This window comes from Micromonospora sp. NPDC047644, assembly GCF_040704315.1.
Classification (GTDB): Bacteria; Actinomycetota; Actinomycetes; order Mycobacteriales; family Micromonosporaceae; genus Micromonospora.
In genome coordinates, this window is record NZ_JBEYSY010000013.1 from 167,807 (window position 1) to 185,777 (window position 17,971).

General features: G+C 73.5%; 18 protein-coding genes. 8 read left to right on the forward strand and 10 right to left on the reverse strand.

Going from position 1 to position 17,971, the window contains the following annotated elements:
- Nucleotides 1–66: 66 nt before the first annotated feature.
- The 5 genes from AB0877_RS22520 to AB0877_RS22540 form a co-directional block, all read right to left on the reverse strand.
- Nucleotides 67–729, reverse strand: coding sequence for a hypothetical protein (locus AB0877_RS22520; protein WP_366611202.1), 663 nt, complete (start codon nucleotides 727–729; stop codon nucleotides 67–69).
- Nucleotides 726–3,401, reverse strand: coding sequence for an FtsK/SpoIIIE domain-containing protein (locus tag AB0877_RS22525; RefSeq protein WP_366611203.1), 2,676 nt, complete (start codon nucleotides 3,399–3,401; stop codon nucleotides 726–728). Before AB0877_RS22525 ends, AB0877_RS22520 begins: the two co-directional genes overlap by 4 nt.
- Nucleotides 3,394–4,488 carry a hypothetical protein gene (locus AB0877_RS22530; protein ID WP_366611205.1) on the reverse strand — a complete coding sequence of 365 codons (1,095 nt, stop codon included), beginning with the start codon at nucleotides 4,486–4,488 and terminating at the stop codon, nucleotides 3,394–3,396. Before AB0877_RS22530 ends, AB0877_RS22525 begins: the two co-directional genes overlap by 8 nt.
- A 6-nt stretch (nucleotides 4,489–4,494) precedes the next feature.
- Nucleotides 4,495–4,755 carry a hypothetical protein gene (locus AB0877_RS22535; RefSeq protein ID WP_030332749.1) on the reverse strand — a complete coding sequence of 87 codons (261 nt, stop codon included), beginning with the start codon at nucleotides 4,753–4,755 and terminating at the stop codon, nucleotides 4,495–4,497.
- A gap of 152 nt (nucleotides 4,756–4,907) precedes the next feature.
- Entirely contained in the window at nucleotides 4,908–5,300 is a 393-nt protein-coding gene (locus AB0877_RS22540) for a hypothetical protein (protein WP_366611207.1), read from the reverse strand.
- 140 nt (nucleotides 5,301–5,440) lie between these two features.
- Between AB0877_RS22540 and AB0877_RS22545 the strand changes: the two genes are divergently transcribed.
- From AB0877_RS22545 to AB0877_RS22555, 3 genes are read left to right on the forward strand one after another with little or no spacing between them, the layout of a single operon-like run.
- Nucleotides 5,441–7,999 carry an ATP-dependent Clp protease ATP-binding subunit gene (locus tag AB0877_RS22545; protein ID WP_366611209.1) on the forward strand — a complete coding sequence of 853 codons (2,559 nt, stop codon included), beginning with the start codon at nucleotides 5,441–5,443 and terminating at the stop codon, nucleotides 7,997–7,999.
- Nucleotides 7,996–8,211, forward strand: a complete 216-nt coding sequence (locus AB0877_RS22550; RefSeq protein ID WP_366611211.1) for a hypothetical protein — start codon at nucleotides 7,996–7,998, stop codon at nucleotides 8,209–8,211. Before AB0877_RS22545 ends, AB0877_RS22550 begins: the two co-directional genes overlap by 4 nt.
- Complete coding sequence (locus tag AB0877_RS22555; RefSeq protein ID WP_088948043.1) at nucleotides 8,211–8,561, forward strand: DUF3140 domain-containing protein; 351 nt, start codon at nucleotides 8,211–8,213, stop codon at nucleotides 8,559–8,561. The genes AB0877_RS22550 and AB0877_RS22555 overlap by 1 nt, the downstream gene beginning before the upstream one ends.
- 57 nt (nucleotides 8,562–8,618) lie before the next feature.
- On the opposite strand, the gene AB0877_RS22560 is transcribed toward AB0877_RS22555, so the two are convergent.
- From AB0877_RS22560 to AB0877_RS22570, 3 genes are all read right to left on the reverse strand, one after another.
- Entirely contained in the window at nucleotides 8,619–8,864 is a 246-nt protein-coding gene (locus AB0877_RS22560; protein ID WP_366611213.1) for a hypothetical protein, read from the reverse strand.
- A gap of 60 nt (nucleotides 8,865–8,924) precedes the next feature.
- Complete coding sequence (locus tag AB0877_RS22565) at nucleotides 8,925–9,905, reverse strand: LysR family transcriptional regulator (protein ID WP_366611215.1); 981 nt, start codon at nucleotides 9,903–9,905, stop codon at nucleotides 8,925–8,927.
- Between the two features lie 84 nt (nucleotides 9,906–9,989).
- Nucleotides 9,990–10,601, reverse strand: coding sequence for a hemerythrin domain-containing protein (locus AB0877_RS22570; protein ID WP_366611217.1), 612 nt, complete (start codon nucleotides 10,599–10,601; stop codon nucleotides 9,990–9,992).
- A 148-nt stretch (nucleotides 10,602–10,749) separates the two neighbouring features.
- Between AB0877_RS22570 and AB0877_RS22575 the strand changes: the two genes are divergently transcribed.
- Nucleotides 10,750–12,078, forward strand: coding sequence for a M20/M25/M40 family metallo-hydrolase (locus AB0877_RS22575; protein WP_366611219.1), 1,329 nt, complete (start codon nucleotides 10,750–10,752; stop codon nucleotides 12,076–12,078).
- A 58-nt stretch (nucleotides 12,079–12,136) separates the two neighbouring features.
- Entirely contained in the window at nucleotides 12,137–12,799 is a 663-nt protein-coding gene (locus tag AB0877_RS22580; protein ID WP_091408864.1) for a hypothetical protein, read from the forward strand.
- A 51-nt stretch (nucleotides 12,800–12,850) separates the two neighbouring features.
- On the opposite strand, the gene AB0877_RS22585 is transcribed toward AB0877_RS22580, so the two are convergent.
- Nucleotides 12,851–13,042 carry a DUF5703 family protein gene (locus AB0877_RS22585; protein ID WP_013734349.1) on the reverse strand — a complete coding sequence of 64 codons (192 nt, stop codon included), beginning with the start codon at nucleotides 13,040–13,042 and terminating at the stop codon, nucleotides 12,851–12,853.
- A 727-nt stretch (nucleotides 13,043–13,769) separates the two neighbouring features.
- On the opposite strand from AB0877_RS22585, the gene AB0877_RS22590 reads away from it, so the two are divergent.
- Nucleotides 13,770–14,675, forward strand: a complete 906-nt coding sequence (locus AB0877_RS22590; RefSeq protein ID WP_366611221.1) for a hypothetical protein — start codon at nucleotides 13,770–13,772, stop codon at nucleotides 14,673–14,675.
- Nucleotides 14,676–14,785: 110 nt separating this feature from the next.
- On the opposite strand, the gene AB0877_RS22595 is transcribed toward AB0877_RS22590, so the two are convergent.
- Nucleotides 14,786–15,757, reverse strand: a complete 972-nt coding sequence (locus tag AB0877_RS22595) for an aldo/keto reductase (protein WP_112587412.1) — start codon at nucleotides 15,755–15,757, stop codon at nucleotides 14,786–14,788.
- 186 nt (nucleotides 15,758–15,943) lie between these two features.
- On the opposite strand from AB0877_RS22595, the gene AB0877_RS22600 reads away from it, so the two are divergent.
- Complete coding sequence (locus AB0877_RS22600) at nucleotides 15,944–16,996, forward strand: LLM class F420-dependent oxidoreductase (protein WP_030332780.1); 1,053 nt, start codon at nucleotides 15,944–15,946, stop codon at nucleotides 16,994–16,996.
- Complete coding sequence (locus tag AB0877_RS22605) at nucleotides 16,993–17,829, forward strand: undecaprenyl-diphosphate phosphatase (protein ID WP_366611222.1); 837 nt, start codon at nucleotides 16,993–16,995, stop codon at nucleotides 17,827–17,829. The genes AB0877_RS22600 and AB0877_RS22605 overlap by 4 nt, the downstream gene beginning before the upstream one ends.
- The last annotated feature ends 142 nt before the right edge of the window (nucleotides 17,830–17,971 follow it).

The window sequence follows — 17,971 nt, forward strand, 5'->3', positions numbered from 1 at the left end:
GCTGTCCCGCACCCCGAACGCCACCTCCGGGTCGTTGACTGCGGCCACCCGGGGCCGTGCGTCGGATCAGCGGCCGAGGGCCAGCAGTAGCCCGGTGGCGACCACTCCCGCACCGAGGACCACGGTGATCGGCCGGGGGCCGAGCACCGCGTGCCGGCGGTCGGCCAGGACCCGCGCCGGCACCAGACCGACCAGCGGCCCGAGCAGCGTCACCACCAGCGCCAACACCGGTAGTCCGACCGCCAGGTCGCCGCCGTACCCGGTGCCGAGCGCACGGGCGCCGGCCCCCAGCGCGTACGTCAGCACGGCGCCGGCCACCCCGCACAGCGCCAGCAGCGGGTTGACCGAGCCCGGCAGCTCGCCCGGCTGACCGGCCCGGTCGAGCAGGTCACGGGCCTTGGCGAGCAGCACCACCGGGTCGGTGGCCCCGACGCCGTTCGCCGGGGCGGGCGGGCCACCGAGCCGGCGGGCGCCGAGGCGTGAACGGACCTGCTGCCACAGGTGGGCCACCTCGGCGTCGACCCGTTCCTGCTGCTCACGGGCGGCGACCAGTTCCTCCTCGGCGCGCTGGAGCTGGTCGGTCGCCTCGGCGACGGCCCGCTCGGCGGCACCACACTGCCGTTCGTGCCAGGTGTGCGCCTCGGCGCGCTGCTCGCGCACCCGCGCGCTGAGGTCGGCCAGCCGCCGTAGCTGCGCCGCGTACGTCTCGCTGGTCACCGGTTCGTTCATCGCGTCGGTCCATACGGGATGATCACCTGTCCGGTGCGGTGCACCGCCCGGTCGAAGAAGAGCCCCCGCCAGGGGCGGGGATACCAGTCCGGGCCGCCGGTGCCCGGATAGAGCGACGAGCCCAGCTCGCCGCCGTGCGCGTCCAGGGCCACCCAGGCGCCGATCTGGTCGGTGCGGGCAGCCGGCCCACCGAGATCGGCGCGCATCCGGGCCACACCCCGCCACCAGGCCAGCACGTGCGTGCGTCGTTCCGGACCGTCGTGCATGATCCGGCGTAGCTGCTCCAGGCCGGTCCGCCGACCCGTGCGGGCGGCCAACGCGCCCGCCGCCGCGTCGACGGCGAACAGCAGCAGATAGTGCGGACTTCCCGGGCCGCCGAGACCGTCGGCCGTCTCGGCCATCAGCTCCCCGACGGTCTCCTCGTCGTACCAGGCGGCGTCGTCGGCCAGGTCGTCGTAGAGGGCGCGGGCGATCGGGTCGGCGTCCGGGTCGAGGCAGGCGATGGAGAACCGGGCGGTTCCCGGCGGGTGCTGACGGGCCAGCGACCGGGCCGCCGCGTCGAGCACCGCGCACGCCTCGTCGACGCGGGTGCCGAGCACCGCTAGGTTGCGGCCCGGTGCGCGCGGCAGCCGCAGCGACGCCGAGCGGGACTGCACGTCGATGATCTCGCCGAGCAGGGCCACCGGGTTGCGCGGCGCGGTCCCGTCCGGAGGTGCGGCGAGCGCCCGGAAGTCCGGGGCGTCCGCCAGCCGGGGGATCGCGTCGCCGTCGAAGAGCCGGGCCGGCGCCGCGTCGGGGGCGCGCATCCGCCACAGCCGGTGCTGCAAGCCGCTCCAGGTCTCCCAGTCGCTGGCCGCCGGGATGCGGGCCACCTCGTTGCCCTCCACCATGCCCGACTCGGCGTTGACCACCGCGTGCCAGCGCGGCAGCGACTGCGCCGCGTCGTTGCGCTCGGCGAGGATGCGCAGCGCCTTGGGCAACGCGATGCGCAGGGCGAACTGGGCGACCAGCGCGGGACGGCCCCACAGCGCCTCGATGCCCCGCACGTCCTGCGACGCCAGGACCAGGTGGATGCCCTGGGACCGGCCGCGGCGGGCCAGGTCCTCCAACAGGTCGGCCGCCTCCCGGGCGACCACGTCCCGGCCGGCCAGCAACATCTGGAACTCGTCCACCACGGCGACGATGCGCGGCCAGTGCCCGGTCGGGTCGACCGCCCGCAGCTCGGCCAGCTTGGTCACCTCGTGCTTCTTGGCCGCGTCGGCGCGTCGGCGCAACTCCTCGGCGAGGAAGCGCAACAGCGCCAGCCCGAACTCCCGGTCGGTGTTGACGTTGATGCCGACCAGCCGCATGTGCGGCAGCCAACTCGGGTCGCGCCGGCCCTGCGCGAACCGCGCGAAGGAGACCCCCTCCTTGAAGTCCAGCAGGTAGAACTCCAGCTCGGCAGGGGAGTAGCGGGCCGCCAGCGCGCCGATCCACGCGAAGATCAAGTTGGTCTTGCCGGTGCCGGACGGCCCGCCGATCAGCGCGTGCGGTGGGTAGTCGCCGAGCGTCAACCGCACCGGCCGGCCCTGGAGGCCCTCACCGATCGGCGCGGTCAGCCCGTCGGCGGAGTCCTCCCGCCACATCGACTCGGGCGCGGGCAGCAGGTCGGTGAAGGGAGTCGGCGGCGGGCCCGCGTTCACCCGGGCGGCGACGTCCCGGCAGGTCTCGGTGACCAGCGCCGCCGGTGGTGGTGGGTCCAGCCGGACCGCCAGCCCGGCCGAGCCGCCGATCCGCGCGCCGGACACGCCGGCCACCACCCGGGTCACCGTCGGATCCTCCGGCAACGGCACACCGTGCACCACCAGGTGTACGCCGCAGGCGGCGCCGGCGCGCACCACCCGGTCCAGTTGCCCGCGCTCGTGCCGGTTCAGCTCCTCCCCGCCGAGCAGCACCGCCACCCGCCACGGCTCGGGTCGTCGGCCGGTCGCCGCCGCCAGTTCGCGCAGCGACGCGTACTCGCCGGCGAGGACCGTCTCGTTGATCCGGCGGATCTGCTCCACCAGGTCATCCAGCAGCGGGCCCAGCCCGCCCGGCCCGACGAAGGTGAGCAGCCCCGCCGTGCCCAACGGGGCGAACCCGGCCAGGCCGCCGCCGAGCTGGTCCGGGTCGTACCCGACCAGTCGTACCGCCCCGGGGTCGGCACGGCCGACGGCCCGCAGCAGCAACGCGGACACCACCGCGTCGCAGCCGGCGCGGTCGTCCCCGGAGAGGTGCACGTGCCCCGCGTCGAGCAGCGGCACCAGCGCGGGCACCGGGTCGACGTCGTCGATCCGGACCGTGCCGACCCGCAACGCGCCGGGCGGCTCGGCCCGGCGGGCGGGCGTCGGCGCCCACCCGGCCCAGTCGGCCCCCGCACAGCCGGGCGCCTCCTGCCGGGCCGCGTCGGCGGCCCGGCGGGCCAGCTCCGCGAGCCGGGTGGAGTAGCGGGCGTCGATCTCGGCGATGCGGCGGTCGCGCTGGGCGCCCACCCGCTCCGGTACGGCGGCCGCGGCCCGCTGGACCCGGGCCAGTCGTTCCCGCCCGGCGCTCAGGTCGGCCTGGGCGGCGGAGAGCCGGGTGCGGGTGGCGCCCAACGCCTCGGCGAGGGTGTCCCGGACCCGGCTGGCCAGCTGGCCGCGCCGGTCAGCCATCGGAGCCCCGACGCGTCGGCGCGTCCCGCCAGGGGCTGCCCGAGCGTGGTGGCGGCCCGGCGGGGCGGGGCGGCGGCGCATCCGAGCGCGGCGGCAGGCCGCCGGAGCGCTGCACCGGGCCGCCGGCGCGGGGAACCGCGCCCGTCGGCCGCCCGGCCCCGCCCGGCTGCTGCGTGCCCGCCGGTTGCCCGCCCCGCGCCGGTTGCCCGACATCGCCCCGCTGTTCCGCACCCGACGGCTCCTTCCCGCCGGCCGGCAGGTCCCGGCCGAGGCGGGCGAGCAGCAGCCCGGTCGCCACCCCGGCGGTCACCGCGGAGTCGGCGGCGTGCGGTGGTTCCCCCGAGGCGCGCGGCGGCGGCATCCGGCACACCCGGGTCAGCAACGTTTCCAGCACCGGCGGCGGCAGGCCGGGCAGCAGGTCGCGCACGCGCCCGTCCAGCTCGCCGCGCAGCCGCCCGAGATCGGTGGCGCGTGGCGGGTGTCCGAGCAATTCGCCGGCCAGTTCACGCAGCAGCGGCGGCGCCAACGCCGCCATGCCCAGCCCCACGTCGGCCGGGGCTCGACGCAGCTCCTTGCGGAGCCGGTCCCGGTCGCCGGAGCGGACACCACCTACCACTCGGCGCAGCAGCTCCTGGGAGTCGTTCACCCGCTCGTCGGGTTCCTCGTCGGCGCCCTCACGCCCGCCGGTCAGCTCGGCCACCCGCACCGACCACCAGCGGCGCATCCGCACCTGCTCGGCCGGCTCCGGCGCGACCGTGGCGGGCCCGGACACCGGGGGTGTGTCGTGTCGGGGAGCGCGTTGCTGCTCAGGGCGGGGCGCCGGGGCGCCGTCCGCGCCGAGCCCGATCGCCGTCAGGTACGCCGACAGCTGTTCCTGGGCCACCCGCAGCGCGTAGCCGGCGCTCTCAGCGTGCTCGGTGGCGGCGGACAGCTCGGGCACCCCCATCGGGTTGGCCGACTCCTGTCGTACCCAGCGCAGCCGCTCCGCGGCCAGGCCGAACTTCTCCAGCGCCTGCCCGAGCAGCGCCACCGGGAACTCCTCGGTGGCGGCACGGACCTGCCCGCCGACATCCTCGATGATGGACACGGCGGCCTACAGGGTGGAGACGTAGAGCTGCGCCTGCTCCACCGCGACAAGTGTCGCGGCGAGACACTCCTCCAGCTCCTGGCTGGCCTGGGTCAGCGACGCCTGGGCCGCCTCCACCGTCTCGTGCCCGCTGCCCTCCAGCGCACCGGCCAGGGTCTGCTGTGCCTCGGAGAGTTTCTCGCCGGCCGCCTGCACGGCTGTCTGCCCGTCTCCGATCTGTTGGAGGGCGACATCGATGGCAGCCTTCAGCTCGGCGACGCTCGCCACGGCGGAACCTCCTGGGGGCGGGGAGATCTCCATTAGAGCCTATCGCCGGTTCCGAAAGAACATCCGCCCTGTCGGTGTTCCTGCCCGCCTGTCCGGAAGGCCCTCGGAAGTGCCGGGAGTCCGATCTGTGGGAGTCCCAGTGCGAGAACTTCTCAATTGTTGGTCGGGTCCTCGCGGAGCCAGCGCGGGCCGTACACCTCGGCGCCCAGCGCCGTCACCCGGCCGCGCAACTCCCGGTCGGCGGTGACCACCAGCCGCCGACGCCGCGGCGCGCCCTCCACCAGCTCGACCACCGTGTCGTCGCCGGAGCCGGCGGCGGAGACCACCCGCACACCCTCGGTGCCCGGCACGCCCCGCGCGGCCCCCTCGACCACCAGGACCACCTCCACCGGGGCGGTCAGCCGGGCCGGCAACCCGACGGTCGCCACCGGGGCGAGCGAGTCGCGCAACCGGGCAGCGGCCCCGGCACGGTCACGCCACCACCCGTTCGGGCGTGAGCCCACCACGTTGGCGCCATCCACGATCAGCAGCGGGGTCTCATCCATCCGGTCAGCCTGCCACCACCGCCCGGCCCAGACCCGACGCCACTCCCGCAGAGCCGGTCCTCCGCCACCTGCGGCGTTTGTCGGGGCGCGCGCCGGGTAGCCCCTGCCGACCGTGCCGAGCCCTACTGCGGAGGACAGACATGATGGGACCCGGTGACATCGGCTCCGACCCGTGGGACGAATTCCTGGCCAGGTACTTCGGCCGGGGCGAGGGAGGGCGCCGACCGCCGCACCGGGTCGACATCACCCGACTGATGACGGCCGACGCCCGCGAGATGCTGGCCGACGCGGCCCGCCGGGCCGCGCAACGGCAGAGCAGCGACCTGGACACCGACCACCTGCTCTGGGCGGCGCTGCAACGCGAACCGCTGCGTGACCTGGTGAGTCGGGCCGGGGCCGACCCGGACACCCTGCTCAACGCCCTCGGCGGAAAGGGCGACGGCGCGCCCCGCGGAGAGGTGCCGCCCAACCTGTCGTTGACCCCCGCCGCCAAGCGGGCGCTGCTCGACGCCCACCAGCTGTCCCGCGCGATGGGCGCCAACTACATCGGCCCCGAGCACATCCTGATGGCGCTCCCGCTCAACCCGGAGTCGCCGGCCGGGCGCATGCTGGCCGCCGGCCGGATCCAACCCGAGTCGCTGCAGGCCGCCAACGCCGAGCGCGGGCCGATGACCGGGCCGAAGCCGGACCGCGGCACCCCCACCCTGGACCAGTACGGGCAGGACCTCACGGACCTGGCCCGCAACGACCAGATCGACCCGGTGATCGGGCGGGCCGACGAGATCGAGCAGGCCGTGGAGATCCTGTCCCGGCGGACCAAGAACAACCCGGTGCTGATCGGCGAGGCCGGCGTCGGCAAGACCGCCATCGTCGAAGGGCTGGCCGAACGGATCTGCGACGGCGACGTACCGCAGACCCTGCTCGGCAAGCGGGTCGTCCAGCTCGACCTGGCCGGTCTGGTCGCCGGCACCCGGTACCGGGGTGACTTCGAGGAACGGCTGAAGAAGGTGATCGACGAGATCCGGGCGCACCGGGACGAGCTGATCATCTTCATGGACGAGATCCACACCCTGGTCGGAGCCGGTGGCGCCGGCAGCGAGGGCGGGATGGACGCGTCGAACATGCTCAAACCCGCCCTCGCCCGCGGTGAGCTGCGGGTGATCGGCGCGACGACGCTGGACGAGTACCGCAAGAGCATCGAGAAGGACGCCGCCCTGGCCCGGCGCTTCCAACCGGTGCTGGTGCCCGAGCCCAGCGTCGACGACACCATCGCCATCCTGCGCGGGCTGCGCGACCGCTACGAGGCCCACCACCAGGTGCGCTTCACCGACGAGGCGCTGGTCTCGGCCGCCGAGCTGTCCGACCGGTACGTCACCGACCGGTTCCTGCCGGACAAGGCGATCGACCTCATCGACCAGGCCGGCGCCCGGGTGCGGCTGCGGACCCGCACCCCCGCGTCCGACGTGCGCGAGCTGGAGCAGGAACTCGACGAGGTACGCCGGGACAAGGAACAGGCCGTCACCGACGAGCAGTACGAGCGGGCCTCCGCGCTGCGTGACCGGATCTCCGAGCTGGAGGAGGACATCCGGCGCGCCAACGGCGAGGACGGCTCGTCCGGATCACAGGTGCCCGAGGTGGGGCCCAAGGAGATCGCCGAGGTGGTCTCCCGGGCCACCGGTATCCCGGTCAGCCAGCTCACCGAGGAGGAACGCGACCGGCTGCTGCGCCTGGAGGGGCACCTGCACCAGAAGGTGGTCGGTCAGGACGACGCGGTCACCGCGGTCGCCGAGGCGGTGCGCCGCTCCCGGGCCGGGCTGGCCGACCCGGAGCGACCGATGGGCAGCTTTCTGTTCCTCGGCCCGACCGGTGTCGGCAAGACCGAGTTGGCGCGGGCCCTGGCCGAGGCGTTGTTCGGCGAGGCGGACCGGATGGTCCGGGTGGACATGAGCGAGTTCCAGGAGCGGCACACGGTCAGTCGACTGGTCGGCGCGCCGCCCGGATACGTCGGCTACGAGGAGGCCGGTCAGCTCACCGAGGCGGTGCGTCGCCGCCCGTACGCGGTGGTGCTACTCGACGAGATCGAGAAGGCCCACCCGGACGTCTTCAACATCCTGCTCCAGGTGCTCGACGACGGGCGGCTCACGGACAGTCAGGGTCGCACGGTGAACTTCAAGAACACCGTCCTGATCATGACGAGCAACCTCGGCTCCGAGCTGATCACCGGCGCCCAGCGCTCGGTCGGCTTCGGCACCGGGGACGTGGGCAGCGAGCAGGAGAGCAACGAGCTGCGCGAGCGCCTCATGCGCCGCCTGCAGGAGAACTTCCGCCCGGAGTTCCTCAACCGCATCGACGAGGTCATCATCTTCCGCCGGCTGGAGGCCGAGCAGCTGCGCGACATCACCGCGCTGCTGCTGGAGGAGACCCGCCGCCGGATGCACGCCCAGGACCTCCAGGTGGAGTTCACCACCGCCGGCATCGACTGGCTCGCCGAGCACGGCTACCAGCCGGAGTTCGGTGCCCGCCCGCTGCGCCGGGTGATCCAGCGGGAGGTGGACAACCACCTGTCCCGGATGCTGCTGGAGTCGGCGATCTCGCCGGGGCAGAAGGTCACGGTGGACGTCCGCGACGGGGCGCTCACCTTCGACGTAACAGCGGGCGAGCGGGGGTACACCGCCGCCACGACCACGCACCCGCGATGAGCGGGCCGGCGCGAAGCGACGAGCGCGAGGACCCGCACCAGCGCGCGGAGGCCGCGAAACCCCGGGACGAGGACGACGAGCATCCCGACCCGATCCTGGCGTCGCCCACCGCCAACCCCCGCCGGACACGGGTGCCCGCGGAGGGCCTGCATCCGAAGACCGACCAGGACGACCCGGAGACGTCCGGGCCGCCGCTGCGAGAGGAGACCTGATGGTACGCGAAGCGCGGCTCGACCCCGAGGTGGAAGTGCTCTGGGAGGACTTCCACGCCGAGGTCAACGTCCCGTCGGAGCAGTTGCGGACCTGGCTGTTGACCCGGGGCTCGGGGGAGGAGTCGTTCAGCCCGAACCCGAACCTCGACCTGCCCCAGCCCGGCCGGGAGATCCTCAAGGTGCTCAACAAGCGCAAGGTGGACCTCACCCCGGAGGACATCGAGGTGATGCGGGAGGCGGTCGAGCGGATCCGCGAGCTGATGGACGCCAAACCGTCGCGCGGCAACGCCGACGACAGCTGGCGGCACTCCCTGCTGGACCTGGGTCACGACCCGCTCATCGAACGCTGAGCGAGGTGCACCCACGGCGGTGCCGTCCCGAACCCGGGGCGGCACCGCCGTGGCGCGCTACTGGCCCTGGTCGGGCTCCAGGCTCGCGATGGTCAGACCCGCCGCGTCGGCGGCGGCGTCCCGGTCACCCCGGGTCTGGTCCTCCCGGGTGAGCAGATTCGCGTACTCGGTCACGTCGGCCGGGTCGGGCACCGTCGGCAGGCGGCGCAGGAACGCCTCCACCGCACGGGTGGCGGCGGTGTGCGCGGCAGCCGCCTCGCGCAGCAGTTCGCGGTCGTCGGCGGGCGGGTAGAGGTCGGTCATGTTCGCCAGATACCCGGCCCACGCCGGTTCGCACCGCCCGCGGCCCGGAATAGCGGCAGCTCAGCCCGGCCGTACCCCGGTGGGGTGCCGGACGCCGAACCCCGGGTTGCGGGGCAGCCAGGCCAGGTACGCCGGGTGCGGCGCCAACGAGTCGACGTACGCCGCCTTGGCGCTCTCCAGCACGAGCTGCGCGCCCTGGGCGGCGGGGGAGTCCGGATGCCAGCCGAGCAGCAGCCGCCAGCGCAGCGGCGTCCCGGCGAGTTGACGGGTGACCAGACCACTGACCGGACGGAACGTCGCCTGGCACAGGGCCACCGCCACGCCGGCCTCCACCAGGTCGACGCAGCCGCGGATGTCGGTCTCGTACACCTTGCGGGGGGTGAAGCCGGCGCGGGCGCAGGCGGCGGCGAAGCAGTCGGCGAAGCAGCCGTCACCCGGCGCGGCGACCCACTGCTCATGACGCAGGTCGGCCAGTCGGACCTCATCCTGCCCCGCGAGAGGATGGGTCTCCGGCAGCAGCACCAGCACCGGGTCGACGGCCACCTCCTGCCAGCTCAACCCGAACCCGGCCGACGGACTGGCGTCCCCGCACACCCCGGCCAGCGCGAAGTCCAGCCGACCGCCGGCCACCAACTGCGCCAACTCGTCCACCGACCACGACGCGTACGTGGTGATCTGGGCGGGCGGCTGCTCGGCCGCCAAACGGTGCACCAGCCGACCCAGGATCGGGCTGTTCACCCCGCCGAACCGGTAGCACGGCGGCGCGTCGCCCGCCCCGGCCAGCCGGGCGGCCTCGTCCTGCAGCCCCTTCATCGCCGGCAGCAGCACCCGGGCGCGGGCCAGCACCAGCTCACCGAGCGCGGTGGGTCGAGCCCCGCGCCGGTCCCGGTCGAACAGCGGGCCGCCCAGCGTCCGTTCGATGCGTTGGAGCTGGGCGGTGAGCGCCGGCTGGGCCAGGCCGAGCGCCGAGGCCGCCTTCGTCACACTTCCCGTCTCCGCGATCGCGCAGACCACCCGCAGGTGACGCAGCTCCAGGTTCATAGGGTGACGGTAGGACTACGCGTCTGCTGGCGGAATAGCCCGAGCGGATCGGTGATAATGAATGCAGTGCCGGCGGTCGCCGGGTCACCGCTCGCGCGGCGGCTCCGGCAGGTCCGCCAGGTACGTCGGCCGCCGGGTCACCGCGTCGAGGACCTTGTCCACGACCCCGACCGCCGGCTCCACGATCCGGTTCCACGGAGGGGTGGCCGGCGTGCCCGGGTGCGGTCGGGTCGGCGCGGCCTCCTCGGCGATCTCCAACCGGTTGCCCAGCCGGATCAGCTCCTCCTCGGTCGCGACCGCCCGCAGCTCGGTGACCAGCGCGCCAACCCCCTCGACATGCCGGCGGACCCGCTCGGCGACCTCGGTCAGCGCCTCGTCCGTCAGCCCCTTGAGGGCGCTCAGCAGAGCCGCGTCGGCGCTGATCTCCGCATCGACCCGCTCGGTGGCCGCCGGCAGCGCCGCGCGGACCGCCGGCAGCAGGTACTGCTCCTCGGCGGACAGGTGTCGCGACAGCGCGGCGGTGAGCACCGCCAACCCCTCCTGCGGCGTGGTGTCCGGGCCGGAGAGCTGATCCAGCAGCGCCAGCAGTTGCCGGTGCTCCCGGTCGACGATGTCGGCGATGCTACGACCGGCGGGTCGGTAACCCTCCTCGGGTGCGGGCGCGGGCGGCAGCGGCGGCAGGGGAACGGCGGACATGGTGCCCTCCTCGACTGGCGGGCGGAAGCCCCGGCAGGGACGTTCGGTCGTGGGCGGCGGTACCCGAACGCGGCCGACGCGAAACCGGCCCGTCGATGCGGCCACCCGCGCCGGCCGGTCGAGCGGCCTGGGCTGGTATGAAGAGGCGATGACGAGCGATGCCGCCTCCGCCCTGCCCGACCCCACCGCAGAGGTCGTGGACCTCTGCCGCGACCTGCTGCGCATCGACACCACGAACACCGGTGACAACGACACCAGCGCCGGCGAGCGCCGCGCGGCCGAGTACGTGGCGGAGAAGCTCGCCGAGGTGGGGGTCGAGTCCGTCCTGCACGAGTCCGCGCCGGGCCGGGCGAACGTGATGGCCCGCATTCCGGGCGCCGACCCGAGCCGGGGCGCGCTGCTGGTGCACGGCCACCTGGACGTGGTGCCCGCCGACGCCGACGAGTGGTCGGTGGGCCCGTTCTCCGGCGAGCTGCGCGACGGCTACCTCTGGGGCCGGGGCGCCATCGACATGAAGGACTTCGACGCGATGGTGCTCGCCGTGGTGCGGCACTGGCAGCGCACCGGCGTACGCCCGCCGCGCGACATCGTGCTGGCCTACACCGCCGACGAGGAGGCCGGCGGCGAGTACGGCGCGCACTTTCTGGTCGACAACCACCGGGACCTCTTCGACGGCTGCACCGAGGCGATCGGCGAGGTCGGCGGCTTCTCCTACTCGGTCAACGACAGCCAGCGGCTCTACCTCATCGAGACCGCCGAGAAGGGCATCGACTGGCTGCGGCTGCACGCCAAGGGCCGCCCCGGGCACGGCTCGATGATGCACGACGACAACGCCGTCACCGCGCTCGCCGAGGCGGTCGCCCGGATCGGCCGGCACCGCTTCCCGGTGGTGGTCACCGACACCGTGCGGGCCTTCCTCACCGAGGTCTCCGACCTGCTCGGCATCGAGCTGGACCCGGACGACCCGGAGGCGGCGATCGCCAAGCTCGGCCCCATCGCCAACATCATCGGCGCGACCATCCGCAACACCGCCAACCCGACCCGGTTGAGCGCCGGCTACAAGGACAACGTCATTCCCGGCCGGGCCACCGCCACCATCGACTGCCGCAGCCTCCCCGGCCAGTCCGAGCTGCTGGAGCAGCAACTGCGCGAGCTGGTCGGCCCGGACATCGCGATCGAGTACATCCAGCGGCAGCCGGCCCTGGAGACCACCTTCGACGGTGACCTGGTCGAGGCCATGTCGGCGGCCCTGCGCGCGGAGGACCCGGGGGCGCGGCCCGTCCCGTACATGCTCTCCGGAGGCACCGACGCCAAGGCGTTCTCGCAGCTCGGCATCCGCTGCTTCGGGTTCGCCCCGCTCCAACTGCCCGCCGACCTGAACTTCTCCGCGTTGTTCCACGGCATCGACGAGCGCGTTCCGGTCGACGGACTACAGTTCGGCGTGCGGGTTCTCGACCGGTTCCTCCGCACCTGCTAGTCGCGTCCGGCGGTCGCCGCCGGCGCGCAACCTCCCCATCGTGAAGGGACTGCCCCACATGACCGACCAGCATGGTGAGCTGGACGCCGCTCTCGAGCGGGTGATCGAAGCGGCCCGCCACCACCTGGCCGCCGTACGCGCCGCGCAGGGCCGCGTCGACGACGACGACGTCTGGCAGGCGTACGTGGCGTTGAACAACGCCTCCTTCGCGTACGACGAGCGGCTGCTCGACGCCTTCGGCGAGGTGACGCCGTGGGATGTCGACTCGATCGACCCGGACGAGGCCGACGAGCGGTTCGGCGGCGGCGAGGGTGCCGAGGCCAGCGACCCGCACCCCCGGGTGATCTCGGTGCGTCAGCGTCGCGACTACCGGGTGCCGAGCGTCGCCGCGCTGCTGCGGGTGGCCGAGGCGGCCCGCCGCGAGGGCACCCCGGAGGACGACGAGCCGGCGCCGGTGGAGGGCGTCGGCGAGGCGGTGCTGGAGCTGCTGCAAAGTGGTGACGGCTCGCTCGGCGCGTTGGACGTCCCCGAGTTGGAGCCGCTCGACGGGGTGGTCATGGTCAGCGAGGTGGGCACCCCGGTCGACCTGGAGTCGTTCGACGACGACGACGCGGTCGGCCCGTTCCAGCCGGCTGCCGACGACCGGCTGGTCGGTCGACTCGACGAGCACCCGTTCCTGGAGCTCGACGACGACCACGACCACGCCGGGCACCAGCACTAGGCCGGGTGCCGCCCGGGGCCGACTCCGGCCTCGGGCGGCACCACCCGGCCGTCAGTACGACAGACCTGGCTGCGGCTGGTTGACCCGCCGACGACGCAGCACCACCTGCCGTGTGCCGTCCCGGTACAGCCGCACCCGGGCCAACTCCCATCCGGAGAACTCCGCCTGGATCGCCAACTGCGCCGCTGCGGTCAACCGGTCGACGTTCGGCGGCAGCCGCAGTGGCGCGTACTCGTAGTCCATGCCCTCCATGCTGCCCAGCCCAGCGACCGTTTGCCACCCCCTGCAGGGTGACCAACAACGCCACCCCGCGCGGCCCCGCCCCGCGCCCCGCGCCCACCCCCCTAGCCGCGCTGCTCGGTCGCGCGCCGCCCCCGGCACCCTGCCCACCCTCCGACGCCCTGCCCACCTCCGAGCCACCCGCGCCTTGCCCACCCCCTCGCCGCGCTGCTCGGTTCCGCGCCGCCCCGCGCCCCGCCCCAGCCCCCAGCCGCCAGCCGCGCCGATCTTGCACTTCCTGTTGCGACAAAACGGTCATGCCACACTGAAACGGCAACAGAAACTGCAAGATCGACGCGGACGCCCCCGAACCCCACCCCGCCGCGCACGTCTCCCGCCGACCCCCGTCGATCATGGAGTTGTGGTGGGTGACAAAAGGCCTGTTATCTGGCTCGATCGGGCACCACAACTCCATGATCGACGGCGCGCTGGTGGGGCACGGGCAGAGAGTCGGGGCCGGGGGCTTCGCGGGTGGATGGGACTGGGCGACCCGCGTGCCGTGGACTGTGCCGGACTCCGTGGTCCAGGGTGTCGGGTGGCGGACGGTCGCGTTGACCGGCCGGCTTTCTGTTCCCGGTAGCGGACAGGTCGACCAGACGGTGTGGGCGGGGCGGGGCGGACTGGATCGAGCAGAATGTCTCCGGGGCGCCGCCGGCGGGTCAGCCGGCGGTCCGCTAGGGAGGTAGGCGTGATGCCAGGGGAGCGTGGCCGGCTCGGTCGGTTCACCGACGCAGTGCTCGGCGGCGCGCGGGCAGCCCGGGACAAGGCCCGTGAACTGCGCGACGAGTTCCGCACCAGCGACGAACCCGAACGTGCTTTCGTCGCGCCCCTGCTACCGGGGCAGGAGCTGCGCTATGTGGGGCTCGGCCCGGTCCGCGCCCCGCAGACCCACAAGGCCGGTCGGCAGCTCGCCGATGTGATGGCCGACGAGTTCGTCGACTCGCTCGATCCGAAGGTGCTGTTCGGGTTGCTCAACATCGTCAACCCGGTGGTCTGGGTGGATGCGGTGCTGACGCCGGTCCGGCTGGCCGCGGGCGTGCTGCTGCTGCCCGGCAAGGCCGGTGCCGTCGCCGCCGGTGTGCCCGAGCCGGCCGGGCCTGAGCCGGCCGCACCACACCAGCGGGCGCAGCGGGATCCGGTTCCGCTGACCGAGGAGCAGGAGGCGTTCCGCGCCCTGTTCCGTCTCAGCCTGTACCGCCCGCTGGCCGAGCAGCTCGCCGAGATCGCCTACCGTCGCCGGTTCGTGTTCAGCGGCGACCTCGCCACCCTCGCCGGCAGCCTGTTGCTCTTCCTGGAGCGCTACAGCGGCACCCCGCTGGCGGTGACCGACACCCACCTGCACCTGCTGCGGATGGGGCCCCGTCCGGACGCCGACCGGCCCGACCGACGGCAACCTCGGGTGCTGTGGAGTGTGCGACGCGAGCGGGTGGCCCGGGTCGACTCGGAGCGCGGCGCGACCGGGCTCGTGCAGCTGACGTCCACGATCGTCTTCGACGACGGCTCGTGGATCCGGCTCACCCAGCCGGCGCTCCGCGACGACCAGTCGCGCTTTCTGACCGCGATCCACGACCTCCCCGGGCGGCGCCCTCAACCCTGAGCCGGCCAGGCGGAACCAGCCAGGCCGCCGACTCAGCAGTCCAGCCCTGGTCCGGCGCGCGTGCCCGGCCCTGACCTGGCGCGCGGGGCCACCCTGACCCGGCCGGACGGTCAGCCGTCGCGTTCGGGGTAGCCGACCGGCACCGCGGAGACGTCGTCCAGCGCGGTGGTGATCTCCTCGGGCAGGGTGATCCGCTCTACTGCGAGCGCACCGAGCAACTGCCCGACCGTGCGCGCGCCGAGGATCGGCGCGGTCACGCCCGGCCGGTCCCGGATCCAGGCCAACGCCACCTCCAGCGGAGACACCCCCAGCCCACCGGCCGCGGTCGCCACCGCCTCCACGATGCTGGAGCAGCGCGGCTCCAGGTAGGTCGAGACGAACCGCTCGAAGTGCGGCGACGCGGCCCGGGAGTCGGCCGGACGGCCGTGCCGGTACTTGCCGGTGAGTACGCCCCGCCCCAGCGGCGACCAGGGCAGCACGCCGAGGCCGAGCGCGTCGCACGCGGGCAGTACCTCCCGCTCCACGCCGCGCTCCAGCAGCGAATATTCCACCTGGGACGCGACCACCGGCGCCCGCCCCGGCCAGGCGGTCTGCCAGGCGGCGGCCCGTGCGGTCTGCCAGCCGGAGAAGTTCGACACCCCGACGTAGCGAACCTTGCCGCTGGCCACCGCGTGGTCCAGGGCGGCCAGGGTCTCCTCGAGGGGGGTGTCCGGGTCGTACCCGTGCACCTGGAACAGGTCGACGTGGTCGGTGCCGAGCCGGCGCAGCGACGCGTCCAACGTACGCAGCAGGTGCCCACGGGAACCGTCCCGGCGTCGCCCGCTGCCGGGGCGCAATCCCGCCTTGGTGGCGATCAGCAGCTCCTCGCGGGGGACGAGGGAGCCCAGCAGCGAGCCGATCACCGACTCGGCATCGCCGTCGCCGTACACGTCGGCGGTGTCGATCAGGTTGCCACCCGCGTCGAGGTAACTCTTGAGCTGAGCGGCCGCATCGTCGGCGTCGGTGTCCCGGCCCCAGGTCATGGTGCCGAGCGCGAGCCGCGAAACCGCCAGCCCGCTTCGGCCGAGCGGTCGCTGTTGCATGGGTGAACCTTATTTCGAACCTGCCGCCACCGATATCCTCGCTCCCGTATCTCTGCCGGTTCTGCCGGTTCCGCCGCCCCGAGCTGCCCCGATGGAGGGGGGATCAAAGGTGTCGAGCCGGTGATCGAGTCCGTTATCGGCATTGCGTAACCTGGGGCGACCTGTGCCACGGATGGGGGAGGACCAGTGCGACTCGGGCTCAGTCTCGGATACCAGACGGCGTGGAGCACACCGGCCGACCACCTGGCGCTGGCCCAGGAGGCGGACCGGCTGGGCTACTCGGTGGTGTGGGCGGCGGAGGCGTACGGCTCCGACTCGCCCAGCATGCTCGCCTGGATGGCCGGCCAGACCGAACGGATCGACGTCGGCGCGGCGGTGATGCAGATCCCCGCCCGTACGCCGGCGGCCACCGCCATGACCGCCGCCACCATCGACGCGCTCTCCGGCGGCCGGTTCCGCCTCGGCCTGGGTGTCTCCGGCCCGCAGGTCTCCGAGGGCTGGCACGGTGTGCGCTTCGCCAAGCCGCTGGCCCGGACCCGCGAGTTCGTCGACATCGTCAAGCTGGCCATCGCCCGCAAGGAGGTGGCGTACGACGGCGAGCACTACACGCTGCCGCTGCCGGACGGCCCGGGCAAGGCCCTGCGACTGGGCTTCCACCCACCGCGCGAGCACATACCGATCTACCTGGCCGCGGTCGGCCCGAAGAACCTGGAGCTGGCCGGCGAGATCGCCGACGGCTGGCTGGCGGTGTTCTACGCTCCGGAGTTCGCCGAGGAGCAGCTCGCCTCGGTGCGCGCCGGGCGGGCCAAGGTCGGCAAGGAGCTGGCCGGGTTCGACGTGGTGCCGTCGGTGCCCGTGGTGATCGGCGACGACGTGGCCTCCTGCGCCGAACTCGTCCGCTGGTACGCCGCGCTCTACGTGGGCGGCATGGGCAGCCGGCAGCAGAACTTCTACAACCAGCTCGCCACCCGGATGGGCTACGGCGACGCCGCCCGCGAGGTGCAGGACCTGTACCTGGCCAAGCGGCAGCGTGACGCCGCCGCGGCCGTGCCCATGGAGTTCATCGACCGCACCTCGCTGCTCGGCCCGAAGGAGCGCATCGCCGAACGGATGCGGGAGTACGCGGCGGCCGGGGTGACCACGCTGTCGGTGACCCTCTTCGTGGCCGACCGGGACAGCGGTGTGCAGACCCTGCGTACCGTCGCCGAGGCTCTCGACCTTTCGGGAGTCGGCGAGTGACCTGGGTCGAGGCCATCGTCCTGGGCATCGTCCAGGGACTGACCGAGTTCCTTCCGGTCAGCTCGTCGGGGCATCTGCGGATCACCTCGGCGATTTTCTTCGACCGTGACGCCGGCGCGTCGTTCACCGCGGTCACCCAGCTCGGCACCGAAGCGGCAGTGCTGATCTACTTCGCCAAGGACATCTGGCGGATCACCCGGACCTGGTTGGTGGGCATCCGGGACAAGTCGGTCCGCTCCAGCCTCGACTACCGGATGGGCTGGTACGTCATCGTCGGCTCGATCCCGATCGGGCTGTTCGGTTTCGTGTTCAAGGACCAGATCAAGACCGCCGGGCGCAACCTGTGGGTGGTGGCGACCACGCTGATCGTGTTCGCGTTCGTGCTGGCGTTCGCCGAGTACTGGGGGCGGCAGACCCGCACCCTGGAGAACTTCCGGATGAAGGACGGCATCGTGATGGGCTTCGCCCAGGCGATGGCGCTGGTCCCCGGTGTGTCCCGCTCCGGCGGCACGCTCACCGCCGGCCTCCTGCTCAACCTGACCCGGGAGGCGGCGGCCCGGTACTCGTTCCTGCTGGCCATCCCGGCGGTGGTGATGTCCGGGGTGTTCAGCCTCGGGGACGTCTTCGAACCGTCCGCCCCGGGCACGTCCGTGCCGACCGTGGCCCAGACGATCGTGGCCACCCTGATCGCGTTCGGCGTCGGCTACGCGGCCATCGCCTGGCTGCTGCGCTACGTCGCCCACCACACCCTGTACGTCTTCGTGCTGTACCGGGTCGCGCTGGGCACCCTGGTCCTGGCCCTGCTAATGACCGGCACGATCGACGCCACCTGACCGGCCCTGCCGACGGCCCCCGGCCCCGCCCGCGAGCGGAACCGGGGGCCGTCTGCTGCCCGCAGCGCTGGCTGGCCCGCAGCCTGCTGGCCGCTCGCCTGCCGGCCCGGCATGACCCGCTCGGGTTTCCGGAAGTCGCGGC